The following is a 16,253-nucleotide window of genomic DNA, read 5'->3' as shown; positions in this document are numbered from 1 at the left end:
CCATTGGCGGCTCAGTTGAGGACCTGAAAAGGGCCGCGCTCACACCGAGGGCACCGGCAGATTGCCCTTCACCCGCGTGAGATTGATCCTTTGACGATCCTCACGCGGCGAGATGCCAAACGCCTCGCGGTAATGCCGCACCAGCACCTTGGAACTGGCATAACCCACCGCTTCGGCAATCTGCGCCATGGTGTCGTTGGAATACATCACGATTTGCCGCGCTGCCTTCATCCGCATGGCGCGGTAATAATTGGTCGGATTCTGCCCCGTCGCCCGCTTGAAACTACGCTCCAGATGGCGCGGCGTGATCGCCAGATTCTCCGCCACCTCTGCCATGGAAATGGGCACCGCCATATGCCGCGCCATGAGGTCGATCGCCCGCGCAACGATGGGGTGAAGATCCTCCTGTTTGCTACCTTCTCCAAGGACCGGCACCATCTGCTGAACCCCGGCCTTGCGCATCATTGGATGTTGAAACCAACACGCCACCTCGGTGGCGATCCCCGCGCCAAGCTCGGTCTCAACCATATGCAACGCCAGATCAAACGCAGCCGCCGCGCCCGAGGCCGTGACACAGCGCGGCGTAATCTCGATCACCTGATCCGACGCAGGCACGCCCGGAAACTCTGCCAGGAACGCCGCCTCGTAGCACCAATGCACCGACAAAGCCGCATCTCCCACGGCACCACTCCGCAAAAGTGGAAACACCCCGCCGCTGATTGCGCCGAGAATGGTCCCGTGCCGCGCCGCGCGCCGCAAATGAGCAGGTGAACGGCGCTCCGCAAACACGCTGGTGGGCGCGGACAAGAGCAGCAGATAATCGCAATTCGCCGTATCTGCGAGGCTGTGACTGGGCTCAAACGCAATCCCGGCACTTGAGATCACCCGCTCGGTTCCTTCGGCTATCAGGTCCCAGGCAAAGGTATGCCGCCCCGAAATTTCATTGGCCGCACGCAGCGGCTCGATCACCGAGGTCAGACAAGACATCGGAAATCCCGGAAATATCAGGAACCCCACCCGGATCACACGCTCTGTCATCGTCAGTTGCCTCTTGTCAGACCTTGCTTTGTCTCTACGTAACATTTTCCACTTGGGAAAAAATTATGCAATATGGTGAAGTACATCGAGAAACTTACGAACAATCTGGCAATTCGAAACGCCCCGAATTACAACCCGAGAGGAAAGCAATGAGCATCATGGAACCCGCAAAATTGGTCAAACTGACTCAGGATCCTCACAAACTGCGCGACGAACGCGAGAAAGTGCTCGAAGTTGCCATCGGCCGCGAGGTGCGCGCCTATCGCAAGAAACAGAACATCACCGTGGCCGAACTTTCGAACATGACCGAACTCTCCATCGGCATGCTCTCCAAGATCGAGAACGGCAATACCTCGCCCTCGCTGACCACGCTGCAAACGCTGGCGCGCGCCCTCTCAGTGCCCTTGACCGCGTTTTTCAAGGAATACGAAGAGCGCCGTGAGGCAGTCCATACCAAGGCCGGCCAAGGCGTCGAGATCGAGCGCGCAGGCACCCGTGCAGGCCATCAATACAGTCTCCTTGGCCACATCGGATCGAACAGCAGCGGTGTCATGGTCGAGCCCTATCTCATCGTGCTCAATTCCGAATCCGACACGTTCAAGACCTTTCAGCATGAGGGGATCGAGATGATCTACATGCTCGAAGGCGAGGTCGGTTATCGCCATGGCAACGAAACCTACCATCTCACGCCCGGCGACACGCTCTTTTTCGACGCCGACTCCCCGCATGGGCCGGATCAGTTGATCCGTTTTCCGATACGGTATCTGTCCATCATCAGCTACCCGCAGAAAAGTTGACGCCGGCACGCCGGACGCTCGCCCCCTGCCCTCCCAAGAAGATTTAAAGCTCCTTGTCCGGAATTTTCTCAGAGTTCCGGTCGCCAAATGCGCCTTATTTCTGCAACGGTGGCTCCGTCTCCAGATCCGGCCAGATACCGGGGCTGGTGGGCAGGCCATCGTCAAACCGGCTCAGATACTCGATCATCAACGGACGATTGGCGATGAACCCTTTGTAGGTCGCCAGCTCCTCGGGCAGATCGCGCACCACCCGGTGCAAACGTCGGCCCCATTTCGGCACGCTCACCACATCCTGAAACGCGATCAGATAGCACCGGATCGGAAACAGCAGCGCATTGGAGCGCGGCAGCCGGAAAAACGTCTGCAATTCCACCCGCAAATGCTGTTTCGCGCCGATATTCTCGGGCGTCAGAGTGGTCTTTTGCACACCCCATTTGTGATAATTCTCGGGGCTGGTATCGAGCAGCGGATTGACCGTCATCGTCCAGTTGAGCCGCCGCGCGGGCGCGCCTTGCTGCACATTGAGCAGGAATTTCAACGCGCGCTGGAAAATCCCCATCTCATGCGCCAAGGGCACCGGCGCATGCCATTCAAAGAAATTCATGCCGATGTCGAAATCGAGCGACCAGTCGGCCTGCGTGGTAATCATCCCCGCATCCATCCAAAGCATCTCGTCGCGCTGATCCAACACCGCGAAATCGCCTTGGGTCTGGCGCGTAATATACTCCAACGGTCCCTGCGGCAGCGTGGTCTCGTCCAGAAAGGTAAAGCTGTGGTCGATTCCCATCGGCTTGTTGATCCACCGCCACCTGTTACCGTCGCGATGCAACTCAAAAAGGTCGGGATAATCCTCGGACTTGCAGGTCATGATGAGCTCGAGCACGTCCCATCCCGCCAGCGTCATATGCGGCAGGGACTGACAGCGCAGCGGATCATCGGCCAGCACCAGCGCCCGGTCGGCCATTTCCGACAGGTAATGCTCGTCCACATCGAACCGCTTTTCATAGACCGATCCGGCAGGCCCGCCGCGATGCTGCTCCATATTCACCGAATACATATAGCTGTCTTCGTGGAACGGGAACGGGAACCGCTTGATCGCCCACGCCGAATTGCGGAATGAATAATCGTCGCGGAAGGTCTCGTTGTTGAACTGAATGGTCATCTCGCGTGGCTCCTTACCGGTCCAGAACCAGCGTCTTGCCGATGAAACGGCTGACGCAGGGCATGATTTTCTTGCCGCTGGCGTGCTCTGCATCGTCCAGCCAGTGATCGCGGTGGACGATCTCGCCGTCCAACTCGACCACATCGGTCTCGCACTGACCACAGGCCCCGCCGCGACAGAGGAAGGGCGCATCGACCCCGGCCCGCTCGATCGCCTCCAGCAGGCTCTCGTGCTCGCCCACCTGAATGACCAGATCGGATTTGCAGAGCCGTACCTCAAACGGCACGCCGGGTTGCGGTGCCAGAAACTCTTCGGAATGCACCGCCTCGTCCGGCCAGCCAAGCGTGGCCGCGCGGGTCATGACCCAAGAAATCATCCCCTTGGGACCGCAGACATAGATATGCGTGCCCAGAGGCTGCCCGCTCAAGAGATCATCCAGCGGAATCGCCTGCTCCTGATCGTCGTAATAGATATGCGCCTTGTTGGAGTATTTACCCCGCAACTCATCCGCATAGGAACCAAGGGCTGCATTCCGGCAGGCATAGTGCAATTCCCAATTGCCGTTGGATTGCTCCAACTGCGCGATCATCGCCATAAACGGCGTGATTCCGATGCCCCCGGCAAAGAACACATGCTTGCGCGCCCGCAGATCGAGCGGAAAGAGATTGACTGGATAGGTGATCGTCATTGCGTCACCCGGCTTCACATGGCGGTGCATATAGAGCGACCCACCGCGCCCCTCATCATCGCGCCGCACGGAAATGGCATAGAGCGACCGATCACCGGGGTCCGACATCAACGAATAGGGGTTCAGCCGTGTGCGCCCCTCGTCGTGCATTTCCACGACCGTATGCGCGCCCGCTGAAAAGGGTGGAAACTCCGCCCCATCCGGACGGCGTAATTCAAAGCGCGTCACCAAGTCATTCACCGGCACCACGGCAGCCACAACCACCTCGATCTTTTCAGCCCCGGCGCGGGCCTTCTGGGGGGCGGCGCTCATGAATATATCTCCTTCGCAGGGGGGACATTGCCGGGGTCTTCCGCGTCGATGCACACCCCCTGAAACGCGGCCAGCCTGCGCGAATAGTGATCGCGCACAAAGAGGTTCAGACCGCAATGCGAACAGACAAAGGGATCGGTGGTCACATCCTCGGTGATGCCCTTGCAATGCACGCATTGCATCCGCCGCGCGGTCGAACCGCGATGCTCGGTCTGAATGGCGCTATGCGGAATGCCCGCCGTTACCGCCTCGTTCATCGCCTGCCCCATCAGCCCCTCGGTGCCCGCAAGATAGACCTGCAGCCCCATATGCGCATCCGACAGCACCCGTCGCAGACGCTGCACCGAGGCCGGATAGCTAGGACCGACGTAGAACTGTGCAGGCTTGAGGGCGCGCAGTTTCTCCACATAAGTCTCGCCAGTCCCCTTGGGGATATAGATGATATGCGTCTTGGCCATCAGGCCGCCTTCCTGCGCGGCCAAGTCCAGAATCGCCTCGGCGCCCTCGGCATCGGCAATCATCAAATGCGCCTTGCCCGGTCGCGGGGCCAGCGTGCCATAGACCGGGCGGCTGGTGATACTCTCCGGAAACTGGAATTTCGACATCTTAGCGTCTGCTCCCTTTCGCGTCTTTTGGCCCAAAGGCCCGAGGGCCAAGGGGTTAACCCTTGGCCGCGCGGATCACCTTGTCCTTGTCGTAGAACGGCATTTCCTCGGCCACACAGGCAACCTCGGTGCCATCCGCATACCGCACGCTCATCTTGGTGCCGGGTACGGCGCAATCGACCGGCATGCGGGCGATGCCGACATTATGCCCATTGAGATTGGAATTCATCCCAAATGTGACCACGCCCACAGCCTCTCCATCCTTGAGCAAAGGCGCGCCCATATCGGCCGGCTTCTTGCCGTCCAAACGCACGCCATAGATCTTGAACCGCTCGCGACCCTCGAGCGCATAGTGGTTCTCTGATCCCCGGAATCCGGTCTTGCCGGGCGATACGGTGAAATCCAAACCCAATTCCCACAGGCTATCGCCACACATGTCATCTTTGAACGGATAGGTCTCGGAATTGTCACCCGGATAGAACAACAGATAGCTCTCGGTGCGCAACAGATCGAGCGTCGAGAATTGCACCGGCACGATGCCCATCTCCTTGCCATGCTCCAGAATCTGATCCCAGATTTGCGGGGCATGCCGCGCCTGACAGAATATCTCGTACCCACGCTCACCCGTATAACCCGTGCGCGAGATCATCACCGGCAGACCGAAAATCTTGGTCTGCAGAATGCCGAAATAGGCCAGATCGCGAATCCCCGGCACATGCTTTTCGAGGAAATCCACCGCAACCGGCCCTTGCAGCGACATGTCGTGCAGATCGTCGTCAAAGATCATCGCGACGTTCTTGCCATAGGCGGCCATCGCCAGCGATTCGTGGCCGGTGCCGGTGCCATGCACCACCATCCAGTGATTGACCGACAGCCGGTAGATCACGCAATCGTCGAGGAATTTTCCGGCATCGTTGAGCATGCAGGCATAGACCGCGCGTCCCGGCATGATCTTGTCGACATTGCGCGTTGTGGCACGGTCAATCACGGCGGCGGCATGTGGCCCCACCAGATGTATTTTCTTGAGTCCCGACACATCCATCAGACCTGCCTTGGTGCGCACCGCGAGATAATCCGCCTCGGCGCGTTCGTCCGTGTGGTCATAGAACCATGCGGTTCCCATCCCGTTCCAGTCAGTCAGCTCGCCCCCGATTTCGGTATGACGCGGTGCAAGCGCGGAAGTTCTATAGATGATTGCCATGGCCGGCTCCCTATCGGTGTTATGTTTGACGATATTCAGACCTAGATCGCAGCAAAAATCAATACTTTCATGCAGATTATTTTCCTGACGGGAATATCCCTGCCATCCATGCCTGAATTTCGAGCGACCAGAGAATTGATCACCGATCCACGTCAAACTTGTTGACAGGGACCGAAATCTTTGCCTCCCTTCGAAGAAAAAGTTTTCACCACCAATAAAACAACAAACAGCACAACAGGGAGAGTGCGATGAACGGCAACCTTGATGCGTTGACGACCATCTTCACCGAATTCTACTATTGGGTGACGGTCGTCTTCATGTTCTTAATCCATGTCGGCTTTTGCATGTACGAGGTGGGCGCCAGCCGCCGCCGCAACCACATGCACACGCTGATGAAAAACGTGATGGTGATTCCATTGGTCACCGTGACCTTCTTCTTCTTCGGATGGTGGATCTATTGGGCCTTCCCGATGTTCCCCTTCTTCGGCGGACTTGACCATGAGATGGCCAGCGCCAATCTGCCGTGGTCGCCGACCATGGCCACCAATCTTGATGACCATATTACCGGCGTGTTCTGGGCGGCGTTCCTGCTCTTCTCTTGGACGGCAGCCTCAATCGTTTCCGGCTCTGTGATCGAGCGGATTCGCTCCTCGGCGCTCTGGGTGCATGCGGTGCTGATCGGCTCTGTCTGGTGGATCATCGACGCGGCCTGGGGCTGGCACTATGGCGGCTGGATGGTCAAATATCTGGGCTATCACGATGCCTATGCCTCTGGCGTGATCCATGCCATCGCGGGCGGCTATGCTCTGGGCGTGATCATGGTTCTGGGACCGCGGATTGGCAAATTCGCCGCCGACGGCACCCCGCGCGACATCCCGCCGCATAACCCCTGGATGCTCACCATCGGGATCTTCCTGATCTATACCGGCTTCTGGGGCTTCTATGCCGCGTGCAACGTACCGCTCATCTCGCCCGAAGTCATCGGCGGCCAGATCACCGGCACCACTTGGACGGCCACCAATATCTACCTCGCACCAACCTCGTTGTCGGCCATCACCTTCAACTTCCTGATGTCGCTTTCGGGCGGTCTGATGGCGGCCTATGTGGTGTCCAAGGGCGATGCCTTCTGGACCTTCTCGGGCGGTCTCGCCGGGATCATCACCGCGTCTGCGGGCAATGACCTTTACCACCCGATTCAGGCCATGCTGGTAGGCGCAACCGGTGTCGTGATCGTCTACAAACTCCACCACTGGGTCGAACGCCGCTTCAAGCTCGACGATGCGGTCGGCGCAGTCGCGGTCCACGGATATGCCGGCGTTGTCGGTCTGATTCTCGCGGGCTTCATTCTCTGGGGCGCTCCGTCCTCGCCGTTCGAGGGCTATGCCACGATCAATCCGCTGGGAAATACTCTTGGCGCGGTGATCATGTTCTTTGTCTTGGGCTTTGTACCCGCCTTTGTGGTGTCCAAGATGCAGGCCGCCGCTGGCGTGCTGCGCATCCCGGTCGAGGTCGAATTGCAGGGTCTCGATTACGCAGAGCACCATGCCTATGAGGACGCAATCGTTCAGGTCATCGAGGCCGACAAGGCCTATCTCTCGACCAAAGCAACCCCCGCAGAATAAGGAAAAGGCACATGTCTACAATCGGATACGAATCATGGGCCGTTGATCTGGCCGATGTCGGGGCTATCTACCCCTTCCAAGGCTGGGAAATCCCGATGACCGTGGTCGGCGTGATCTTCTGGCTCGCATGGCACCGAATCCAGTTCGTCCGCGAGGGCGAGCACCTGGAGCAGGCACGCAAGATGGGCGATCCCGAGAAGGTCCGCAAACATCTCGACCGCTACTGAGTGTTCAGGAGTTGCGCGGGCCATCTCGGCTCGCGCAAATTACCCTTAGGAAACTTTTATTCATTTCAGTTGCAGCATCCCGAGCCCGATGTTAGCCTCGGACCTAGGCACGCCCTGACGGGCAGAATCACCAAAGTGGAGCAAACGCGAATGTGCGGGATTGTCGGACTTTTCCTGAAAGACAAAGCACTTGAACCTCAGCTTGGCAGCATGCTGACGGATATGTTGATCACCATGACCGACCGTGGTCCCGACAGTGCCGGGATCGCCATCTACGGCGCGGCGCAATCGGGTCACAGCAAGCTGACCGTCCAATCGGATGCGGCAGCCAAGGATTTCGACGGGTTGGCAGACCGCCTCTCGTCCGAGATCGGCGCGCCGGTCACGCTTACTCGCAAAGATACTCATGCCGTGCTGGATTTCCCCGTCGACAAGGCCGCCGAGACGCGTGCGGCACTTGAAAGCATCGCCCCCGGCGTGCGTGTCATGTCCGCAGGCGAGAGCATCGAGATTTACAAGGAAGTCGGCCTGCCCAAGGACGTCGCCGCCCGCTTCGACATCTCCTCGATGAGCGGCAGCCACGGCATCGGTCACACGCGCATGGCCACCGAATCAGCCGTCACCACCATGGGCGCGCACCCGTTCAACACCGGGGCTGATCAGTGCCTCGTGCATAACGGCTCGCTCTCCAATCACAACTCCCTGCGCCGCAAACTGCTGCGCGAAGGCGTGCGCATCGAAACCCAGAACGACACCGAAGTGGCCGCCGCCTATCTCACCTGGAAAATGCGCGAAGGCGCGACCTTGGGTGAGGCACTGGAAAGCTCGCTGGTGGATCTCGACGGGTTCTTCACCTTCGTCGTCGGCACTGAGGACGGCTTTGGCGTGGTCCGCGATCCCATCGCCTGCAAACCCGCCGTCATGGCCGAAACCGATCAATATGTGGCTTTTGGCAGCGAATATCGCGCCCTCGTCAACCTGCCCGGCATCGAAGACGCCCGCGTCTGGGAACCCGAGCCCGCAACCGTCTATTTCTGGAAGCACTGAACATGCAGACATTTGACCTAGCAGCCGAAGGGCTGCGCAGCCTCAACGCGACCCTGCAGGCGCAGGCCGCCGAAACCAACCAAACCAGCTGGGATGTCGTCAACCCGCGCGGCAGCCATGCCATCGCCGTCGGTCTTGATGCCCCCATCGAGGTGCATGTCAAAGGCTCGACCGGCTATTACTGCGCCGGCATGAACAAACAGGCCACCGTGCATGTGCATGGTTCTGCCGGTCCGGGTGTGGCCGAGAACATGATGAGCGGCACCGTAATCGTCGAAGGCGACGCCAGCCAATACGCCGGTGCCACCGGCAATGGTGGCACGCTGATCATCAAGGGCAATGCCTCGTCGCGCTGCGGCATCTCAATGAAGGGCATCGACATCATCGTCCATGGCAACATCGGCCATATGTCCGCCTTCATGGCGCAATCGGGCAATCTCGTGGTCTGTGGCAACGCCGGTGACGCCCTGGGCGACAGCCTCTACGAGGCGCGGCTCTTCGTGCGCGGTTCCGTGAAATCCCTCGGTGCCGATTGCATCGAAAAGGAAATGCGCCCCGAACATCTGGAAATTCTAGCCGACTTGCTGGAACGTGGCGGCTGCGATGCCAAACCCGAAGAGTTCAAGCGCTACGGCTCTGCCCGCCAGCTTTATAACTTCAAACCTGACAACGCATACTGAGGGCTCAGACCATGAAAGACGAGACCCACGGCGCTCCGCGCACCCAGCCGATCCAATCGGCGACCTTCACGCAGTCGATCAACGCGGAAATCCGCCGCGCGGCAGCCACCGGCATCTATGACATTCGCGGTGGCGGAGCCAAACGCAAGCTGCCGCATTTCGACGACCTGCTGTTTCTGGGCGCGTCGATTTCGCGCTACCCGCTCGAAGGCTACCGCGAGCGCTGCGACACCTCGGTGACGCTCGGCACCCGCTATGCCAAGAACCCCATTCATCTCGACATCCCGATCACCATCGCGGGCATGAGCTTTGGCGCGCTCTCCGGCCCCGCCAAAGAGGCTCTGGGGCGCGGTGCAACGCTGGCTGGCACCTCGACCACCACCGGGGACGGTGGCATGACGCCCGAAGAACGCGGCCATTCCAAGAAACTGGTCTATCAATACCTGCCCTCACGCTATGGCATGAACCCCGACGACCTGCGCCGCGCTGACGCCATCGAAGTGGTGGTGGGCCAAGGCGCCAAACCCGGCGGCGGCGGCATGCTTCTGGGCCAGAAAATCTCAGACCGCGTGGCCAAGATGCGCAACCTTCCCAAGGGCATCGACCAACGCTCGGCCTGCCGTCACCCGGATTGGACCGGGCCGGACGATCTGGAAATCAAACTGCTGGAACTGCGCGAGATCACCGCATGGAAAGTGCCGATCTATATCAAGATCGGTGGGGCACGCCCCTATTTCGACACCACGCTTGCGGTCAAGGCGGGGGCAGATGTTGTCGTGCTCGACGGCATGCAGGGCGGTACAGCTGCGACACAGGACGTATTTATCGAACACGTGGGCCAGCCCATTCTGGCCTGTATCCGTGAGGCGGTTCGCGCGCTTCAGGATCTGGGCATGCACCGCGAAGTGCAGCTCATTGTTTCCGGCGGCATCCGCACGGGGGCCGATGTGGCCAAATGCATGGCGCTTGGCGCGGATGCGGTGGCCATCGGCACGGCAGCGCTGATCGCCCTTGGCGACAACGACCCCAAGTGGGAGGCCGAGTATAACAAGCTGGGCACCACCGCAGGCGCCTATGACGACTGGCACGAAGGCAAGGACCCGGCAGGCATCACCACCCAGGACCCCGAGTTGATGAAGCGGTTTGACCCGATCGAAGGGGGCCGCCGCCTCAACAACTACCTCAAGGTGATGACGCTCGAGGCCCAGACCATCGCGCGCGCCTGCGGCAAGAGCCATCTGCACAATCTCGAGCCAGAGGATCTCTGCGCCGTGACGATGGAGGCCGCCGCCATGGCAAAGGTGCCACTTGCCGGAACCGATTGGTGGCCCGGCAAACCCGGCACCAGCTTCTGATCCCCGATCCGGCGTGGCCTAACCGGCCACGCCCCTCGATATCCGACAACACATGACAACAGGGACTGAAAAAATGACCAGTGATCTGGCGAAATTTGCCAAGGACAAGGGCGTAAAATACTTCATGATTTCCTACACCGACCTGTTCGGTGGACAGCGCGCCAAGCTGGTGCCGGCAGAGGCGATTGCCGACATGCAAGAGGACGGTGCCGGTTTCGCGGGCTTTGCCACTTGGCTTGATCTCACGCCTGCGCATCCCGACATGCTGGCCGTGCCGGACCCTGCCTCGGTGATCCAACTGCCTTGGCAACGCGATGTGGCCTGGGTTGCCGCCAATTGCGTGATGGACGGCAAGGACCTGCCCCAAGCCCCCCGCAACGTGCTGCGCCGTCTGATCGCAGAGGCCGCCACCGAGGGGCTGCATGTCAAAACCGGCATCGAGGCTGAATTTTTCCTTCTGACCCCCGAGGGCGATCAGATCAGCGATCCTTTCGATACCAGCGGCAAGCCCTGCTATGACCAGCAGGCGGTGATGCGGCGCTATGACGTGGTGCGCGAGATTTGCGACTACATGCTCGAACTGGGCTGGGAACCCTATCAGAACGACCACGAGGACGCGAACGGCCAGTTCGAGATGAACTGGAAATATGACGACGCGCTGGACACTGCCGATAAACATTCTTTCTTTAAATTCATGACCAAATCCGTCGCCGAAAAACACGGCTTCCGCGCCACCTTCATGCCCAAACCCATCGAAGGCATGACCGGCAATGGCTGTCACGCGCATATCTCGGTCTGGGATGGCCCCGGCAAAAAGGCCAAAACCAACGTCTTTGCAGGCAAGGGCGAAGGCCAGACCGGCGAAGTGGGCCTGTCGGAACGCGGCAAGCATTTCCTCGGCGGCATCATGAAACACGCCAGCGCCTTGGCCGCCATCACCAACCCGACCGTGAACAGCTACAAACGCATCAATGCGCCGCGCACCATCTCGGGTGCCACATGGGCCCCCAATTCGGTCACATGGACCGGCAACAACCGCACCCATATGGTGCGCGTCCCCGGCCCGGGCCGGTTCGAATTGCGCCTGCCCGATGGCGCGGTCAACCCCTACCTCCTGCAGGCGGTCATCATCGCGGCGGGTCTCTCGGGCATCCGCTCCAAGGCCGATCCGGGCAAGCGTCACGATATTGATATGTATGCCGACGGCCACAAGGTGCGCGGCGCGCCCAAGCTGCCGCTCAACATGCTCGACGCCCTGCGCGAATACGACAAGGACAAGGAACTGAAGGCCACCATGGGCGAGGATTTCTCCGCCGCCTATCTCAAGCTGAAACGGCAGGAATGGAATTCCTTTGTCAGCCATTTCACCAAATGGGAGCGCGACAACACGCTCGACATCTGAGCGCGCAGCGCACCAAACAACAGGCCCGCGCGAGAAATTGCGCGGGCTTTATTGTTCGAGCGTGAAAGAATGCGCGGAATCAAGGTGCCGCAGGCACCGCCGCGCAGCGCTCGTCCGCCCCCTCGGGCGGGCGCTTTTGCAACGTTTCATGTCATGGAAACCGCAAAAGACTTGGCAGGCATAAAATGCCAATAACTTCTGTAGCTGCGCCCCCCCGGCGGACAAGCCCTGCGCGGCTCACCTCTTGGATGCAGCCCCCTCACGCCCCCGACACCGGGCACCCCTGCCCCGTCCGATCCGCCTCGACGCGCCAATCCGGCACCTCGTTGATCAGCATATGCGCCGCCCGGTTTAGCACCGCGCGAAACCGCTCGACCACCGGACCCTCCATCCCCTCATCGCGCAAGGCCGCGTCGAATGTCTCGAGCCACATGGTCACATCCGCCTGCCGGATCGGCACATGCGCATGAATCTCGCGCAAGTCCATATGCCCGAACCGTTCGCGGTAATAGGCGCGCCCGCCCAGAAACCCGGACAGGAATTCAAACTGCGTCTGGCGCGTATGCTCCAGCCCATGACCGCGAAAATGCAGCCGGTGCAGCGGATAGACGGCAGGGTCCCCTTCCATCCGGTCGTAGAACGTCCGAACCAGGTCCCGCAGCCGTTCTTCGCCGCCCATATCTTCGAGTGCCGTGCTCATACCTGCCAGTTTCTCAGCCGGACACAGCCCTCGCCTTGACGCAAGTCAAGAGCGCGGCTTGGTCTTTTGCGGATCGTAATGGGCAAAGGGCACGATCTGCGCGGGCAACCGCTTTTGCTGCCCGTCGAGCTTGCCGATCTCCACGGCTGTGCCCACCGCATGATGCGCCACATCTACCCGCGCCAGCGCGATATTCTTGCCCAAAAGCGGCGAGCGCATCGAGGATGTCACCTCACCGATCTGCGCCCGGCCGATATGGACACAATCGCCATGGCCCACCGCCACGTTGCTGTCGATATCGAGGCCCACCAGCACCCGCGCCGGATGCTCCTTGCGCCGAATGAGCGCCTCACGCCCGATGAAATCATCCGGCTTCGACTTCAAGGGCACGGTAAACCCTATGCCTGCCTCAAAAGGATCGGTCTGGTCGCTGAAATCATAGCCCGCAAAGATCAGCCCCGCCTCGATCCGCACCATGTCGAGCGCCTGGAGTCCCATGGGTGTCAGCCCATGATCCTTGCCCGCCGCCCAGACCGCATCGAAGACCTCGACCGCATGCTTGGGGTGACAAAAAATCTCATAGCCCAACTCGCCCGTATAGCCGGTGCGCGAGACCACCACAGGGATGCCGTCGTGATCGCCAATGCGCGCAGGCGCAAAGCGGAACCATCCCAGCTCTTCAAACTTGGGCTGGTGCGGCGCGGTCCAGATCACCTTTTTCAAGAGATCCCGGCTCTCCGGCCCCTGCACGGCGATGTTGTGCTGCATGTCGGTCGAGGACCGCACCAGCACCTTCAGCCCCAGTTCCTGCGCCTTCTCGCGGAGCCATTCGCCGCCATAATCACTCCCGCCAATCCAGCGGAAATTGTCCTGACCCAGCCGGAACACGGTGCCATCGTCGATCATGCCGCCATGCGGATAGCACATCGCGGTATAGACCACACCGCCCACCGGCAGTTTCTTGATGTCGCGGGTAAAGACATATTGGCAGAGCGCCTCGCTATCCGGCCCGGTGATCTCGAACTTGCGCAGCGCGCTCAGGTCAAGCACCACCGCCTTTTGGCGACACGCGTGATATTCGGCAATCGGTCCGGCGCTCGACATGGCACTGGCCAGCCAATACCCGTTGTATTCGATGAAATTCTCGGTGAACCGCGCGAAACACGGGTGGAATCCTGTCTGTTTGGTCATCTTTGGCTCCGCGTCGGGGGTGGGCCGATAGGCCACCGATCTTTGAAAGGTTTCCTTGCCGCTGTAGGTGCGGACGTGAATGTCGGTCGGATTCCAGCCATTTGCGGCGGTGGTGTCATCGGGACAGGCCGAACTCACACAGACCAGATCCGTCAGCGCGCGCAAGAGCACATAATCGCCGGGCCGCGTCCAGGGCTCGTCGGTATACATCACCCCATGCGCATCAATGCCGGTGTTGAAGAAGAAATTGATCGCCATCCAGCCCGCACGCCCCGTCACCCCATGCGGGGCAAGGGCCGCGTTGAAATTGTCGGAACAATTCACATGCCCCGGATAGCCGATATCGTCGTAGTATTTCGCGGCACAGGCCAGCGCAAAGGCATCATGCCGCCCGACCGTGTCCTGCACCACCTCGACCAGCGGCAACATCTCTTGATCATAATATTTCGCATGCAGGCCGGGCATCGGATAGGCATGGCCCATCAGCGTCCGCGTCGTGGTCACATCGAGCGCATGCTCAATCCCCTTGTCGAGCTTGCGCGCGGCGAAACACTGGAAATCCGTGCATTGCCGCCCGTCCACATCAAGGATCTGGATATAATCCCCCGCCTTCACGAAATAGGCCTCTGCCGTGGCCGAATGCACCCGCAAATCCGTCACCGGATCAGCCAGAGGATCGGGCAATTCAAAGCGTGCCGCGGATTTGAGCGTGGCGCGCGTCACCCAGACCGTGAGCGGCGTCGCGGTATCCTGCGCCGCGAAATCCATGATCCCACCGGGGGCGGCAATCACCACCACCCCGTCGCGCCGCACGGTGAATTCCGCCTCGGTTCCTGCCGGGCTGCTCCCCTCGAAGAGATCCACCGAGCGCGCCCGCGCCAGATCAATCCCCCGCGCCCCGAGCCCCATGCGCAACCCACGCAAGGATGTCTCGGACCCAGACAAAAGCGCCTTCAACCCAGCCGCTACGCCTGTGCCCGCCTCGCCCAAGATACCGGGATCAATCGCCCCATCCGGCCCCGCCGTCACAATCTCGCAGCGCTGCCCGCCTTCGGTATTCACCACCCGCAAGCGGTCGCCCGCCTCGACGCGAATCAGGATTGCACCGGCCCCCTCGACCACATAGCGTTCGGTTCCGGGCGGCAGGGAAAACACCCGCGGCTCGACAATCACACTGGGTCGGGGCGGCCCGGCCTTGACCTCGGGATAGCGCATTTCCAACACTGCGGTCCTCCTCTTTCCCTGCAAGATATTTGCATAAGCGGAATATTTATTTAACAATAAGAATATCGCAACGTGAGCCTGCCAGCAACATCAAACCCGAACCAACCCCGGAATTCTCAGCCATGACCCAAGGACCAAATCCCGCATGACCGCTCTGATCCTTGGCCTTGTCGCGGCGCTCGCCTGGGGCACCCATGATGTCTGCGTCCGCTACGTCAGCCAGAATAACGGGATTTTCGCGCCGCTGGTGTGGGTTCTGGCCTTTGGTCTCATGATCGTGACCCCCATCAGCGCCTATACGGGGCTTCAAACGCCAAACGGCGGCGACATCTGGCTTGCCGTGCTCGCAGGCGTCTTCTTTGGCATCGGCGGCACAGCGCTCTACCGCGCCTTTGCCATCGGCCCGGTGCGGCTGGTGGCCCCGGTGATCGGCGCCTATCCGATTCTTTCCGTGGGTTGGGCCAGCCTCAATGGCGCGCCCACCACGGCGCTCGAGTGGATCATGGTCGGCCTCATCATCTGCGGCGTGGCCTATATCGCCCAGAGCGATGCAGGCCATGATCCTGCCGAGGCCCCCGCCAGCCCCCTGCCCGCTATCGCCTGGTCGCTGCTGGCGGCCTTGGGCTTTGCCCTCACCTTCGCCATCGGGCATAAGGCCACCGCCACGGGGGGCGAATTGCTGCTCTTGGCCCCCACCCGCGCGGCGGCTCTTGTGGTGGTGCTGGGCTTTGCGTTGGCCCTGCGCGCGCCCCTTGCGCTCAGCCACCGTCACGCGCCGCTTCTTCTGTTGATGGGCACGCTCGACGCGCTGGCCATTGGCTGCGTGATCGGCGCAGGCCAGACCGCGCGGCCCGAATTCGCGGCCATCGGGGCCTCGACCTTTGGCGTGATCACCGTGCTCTTTGCGGCCATCTTCCTGCGCGAACGCCTGCGCGGCTCGCAATGGCTGGCGGTGCTGGGCGTCTTTACCGCCATCGGCATCTTGGGCGGCGGGCACTAACC

Annotated in this window: 15 protein-coding genes; 8 read left to right on the top strand and 7 right to left on the bottom strand. The window is 60.6% G+C overall.

Annotated features, from left to right (window positions below; all coding sequences use genetic code 11):
• Positions 1–39: 39 nt before the first annotated feature.
• Positions 40–1,038 carry a GlxA family transcriptional regulator gene (locus tag ACSSVY_RS10120; protein WP_454269431.1) on the bottom strand — a complete coding sequence of 333 codons (999 nt, stop codon included), beginning with the start codon at positions 1,036–1,038 and terminating at the stop codon, positions 40–42.
• A gap of 149 nt (positions 1,039–1,187) precedes the next feature.
• Between ACSSVY_RS10120 and ACSSVY_RS10115 the strand changes: the two genes are divergently transcribed.
• Complete coding sequence (locus tag ACSSVY_RS10115; RefSeq protein WP_454269430.1) at positions 1,188–1,835, top strand: helix-turn-helix domain-containing protein; 648 nt, start codon at positions 1,188–1,190, stop codon at positions 1,833–1,835.
• 94 nt (positions 1,836–1,929) lie between these two features.
• Here ACSSVY_RS10115 and ACSSVY_RS10110 read toward each other — a convergent pair whose 3' ends face one another.
• Genes ACSSVY_RS10110 through ACSSVY_RS10095 form a run of 4 tightly spaced genes read right to left on the bottom strand, consistent with a single transcriptional unit; the run spans position 1,930 to position 5,803 of the window.
• Positions 1,930–2,997, bottom strand: a complete 1,068-nt coding sequence (locus tag ACSSVY_RS10110) for a heme-dependent oxidative N-demethylase family protein (RefSeq protein WP_454269429.1) — start codon at positions 2,995–2,997, stop codon at positions 1,930–1,932.
• Between the two features lie 13 nt (positions 2,998–3,010).
• Positions 3,011–3,997 carry a PDR/VanB family oxidoreductase gene (locus ACSSVY_RS10105; RefSeq protein ID WP_454269428.1) on the bottom strand — a complete coding sequence of 329 codons (987 nt, stop codon included), beginning with the start codon at positions 3,995–3,997 and terminating at the stop codon, positions 3,011–3,013.
• The gene (gene dmmA / locus ACSSVY_RS10100) at positions 3,994–4,602 is read right to left on the bottom strand and encodes a dimethylamine monooxygenase subunit DmmA (RefSeq protein WP_454269427.1); all 609 of its coding nucleotides are present in this window, start codon (positions 4,600–4,602) and stop codon (positions 3,994–3,996) included. The genes ACSSVY_RS10105 and dmmA overlap by 4 nt, the downstream gene beginning before the upstream one ends.
• Before the next feature lie 55 nt (positions 4,603–4,657).
• On the bottom strand, positions 4,658–5,803 hold the full coding sequence (locus ACSSVY_RS10095) for an aminomethyltransferase family protein (protein ID WP_454269426.1): 1,146 nt from the start codon (positions 5,801–5,803) through the stop codon (positions 4,658–4,660).
• A 248-nt stretch (positions 5,804–6,051) separates the two neighbouring features.
• On the opposite strand from ACSSVY_RS10095, the gene ACSSVY_RS10090 reads away from it, so the two are divergent.
• From ACSSVY_RS10090 to glnT, 6 genes are all read left to right on the top strand, one after another.
• On the top strand, positions 6,052–7,425 hold the full coding sequence (locus ACSSVY_RS10090) for an ammonium transporter (protein WP_454269425.1): 1,374 nt from the start codon (positions 6,052–6,054) through the stop codon (positions 7,423–7,425).
• A gap of 11 nt (positions 7,426–7,436) precedes the next feature.
• The gene (locus tag ACSSVY_RS10085; RefSeq protein WP_009818609.1) at positions 7,437–7,652 is read left to right on the top strand and encodes a hypothetical protein; all 216 of its coding nucleotides are present in this window, start codon (positions 7,437–7,439) and stop codon (positions 7,650–7,652) included.
• 150 nt (positions 7,653–7,802) lie between these two features.
• Positions 7,803–8,699 (top strand): class II glutamine amidotransferase, encoded by an 897-nt coding sequence (locus ACSSVY_RS10080; protein ID WP_454269424.1) that lies wholly within the window; start codon positions 7,803–7,805, stop codon positions 8,697–8,699.
• A gap of 2 nt (positions 8,700–8,701) precedes the next feature.
• Positions 8,702–9,379, top strand: coding sequence for a GltB/FmdC/FwdC-like GXGXG domain-containing protein (locus tag ACSSVY_RS10075; protein WP_454269423.1), 678 nt, complete (start codon positions 8,702–8,704; stop codon positions 9,377–9,379).
• Between the two features lie 11 nt (positions 9,380–9,390).
• Positions 9,391–10,734, top strand: a complete 1,344-nt coding sequence (locus ACSSVY_RS10070) for an FMN-binding glutamate synthase family protein (protein WP_454269422.1) — start codon at positions 9,391–9,393, stop codon at positions 10,732–10,734.
• Between the two features lie 73 nt (positions 10,735–10,807).
• A complete protein-coding gene (gene glnT / locus ACSSVY_RS10065) occupies positions 10,808–12,136 on the top strand; it encodes a type III glutamate--ammonia ligase (protein WP_454269421.1) in 1,329 nt (442 codons plus the stop codon).
• 259 nt (positions 12,137–12,395) lie between these two features.
• Here the strand turns inward: glnT and ACSSVY_RS10060 are convergent, their stop codons facing one another.
• Together ACSSVY_RS10060 and tdm are read right to left on the bottom strand one after the other, a co-directional pair.
• Entirely contained in the window at positions 12,396–12,836 is a 441-nt protein-coding gene (locus ACSSVY_RS10060) for a globin domain-containing protein (protein ID WP_454269420.1), read from the bottom strand.
• A gap of 45 nt (positions 12,837–12,881) precedes the next feature.
• Complete coding sequence (gene tdm / locus ACSSVY_RS10055) at positions 12,882–15,251, bottom strand: trimethylamine-oxide aldolase Tdm (RefSeq protein WP_454269419.1); 2,370 nt, start codon at positions 15,249–15,251, stop codon at positions 12,882–12,884.
• 145 nt (positions 15,252–15,396) lie between these two features.
• On the opposite strand from tdm, the gene ACSSVY_RS10050 reads away from it, so the two are divergent.
• Positions 15,397–16,251: an EamA family transporter gene (locus ACSSVY_RS10050; protein WP_454269418.1), complete on the top strand. Its 855-nt coding sequence runs from the start codon at positions 15,397–15,399 to the stop codon at positions 16,249–16,251.
• The last annotated feature ends 2 nt before the right edge of the window (positions 16,252–16,253 follow it).

The organism is Roseovarius sp. MBR-51 (genome assembly GCF_053628575.1).
Note: the sequence above shows the minus strand (reverse complement) of the source record. Positions and strands in the feature narration are given on the sequence as shown.

Coding starts and splice junctions, on each gene's coding strand:
- ACSSVY_RS10120 (WP_454269431.1), bottom strand. CDS start 1,038: ATGACAGAGCGTGTGATCCGGGTGGGGTTCCTGATATTTCCGGGATTT.
- ACSSVY_RS10115 (WP_454269430.1), top strand. CDS start 1,188: ATGAGCATCATGGAACCCGCAAAATTGGTCAAACTGACTCAGGATCCT.
- ACSSVY_RS10110 (WP_454269429.1), bottom strand. CDS start 2,997: ATGACCATTCAGTTCAACAACGAGACCTTCCGCGACGATTATTCATTC.
- ACSSVY_RS10105 (WP_454269428.1), bottom strand. CDS start 3,997: ATGAGCGCCGCCCCCCAGAAGGCCCGCGCCGGGGCTGAAAAGATCGAG.
- dmmA (WP_454269427.1), bottom strand. CDS start 4,602: ATGTCGAAATTCCAGTTTCCGGAGAGTATCACCAGCCGCCCGGTCTAT.
- ACSSVY_RS10095 (WP_454269426.1), bottom strand. CDS start 5,803: ATGGCAATCATCTATAGAACTTCCGCGCTTGCACCGCGTCATACCGAA.
- ACSSVY_RS10090 (WP_454269425.1), top strand. CDS start 6,052: ATGAACGGCAACCTTGATGCGTTGACGACCATCTTCACCGAATTCTAC.
- ACSSVY_RS10085 (WP_009818609.1), top strand. CDS start 7,437: ATGTCTACAATCGGATACGAATCATGGGCCGTTGATCTGGCCGATGTC.
- ACSSVY_RS10080 (WP_454269424.1), top strand. CDS start 7,803: ATGTGCGGGATTGTCGGACTTTTCCTGAAAGACAAAGCACTTGAACCT.
- ACSSVY_RS10075 (WP_454269423.1), top strand. CDS start 8,702: ATGCAGACATTTGACCTAGCAGCCGAAGGGCTGCGCAGCCTCAACGCG.
- ACSSVY_RS10070 (WP_454269422.1), top strand. CDS start 9,391: ATGAAAGACGAGACCCACGGCGCTCCGCGCACCCAGCCGATCCAATCG.
- glnT (WP_454269421.1), top strand. CDS start 10,808: ATGACCAGTGATCTGGCGAAATTTGCCAAGGACAAGGGCGTAAAATAC.
- ACSSVY_RS10060 (WP_454269420.1), bottom strand. CDS start 12,836: ATGAGCACGGCACTCGAAGATATGGGCGGCGAAGAACGGCTGCGGGAC.
- ACSSVY_RS10050 (WP_454269418.1), top strand. CDS start 15,397: ATGACCGCTCTGATCCTTGGCCTTGTCGCGGCGCTCGCCTGGGGCACC.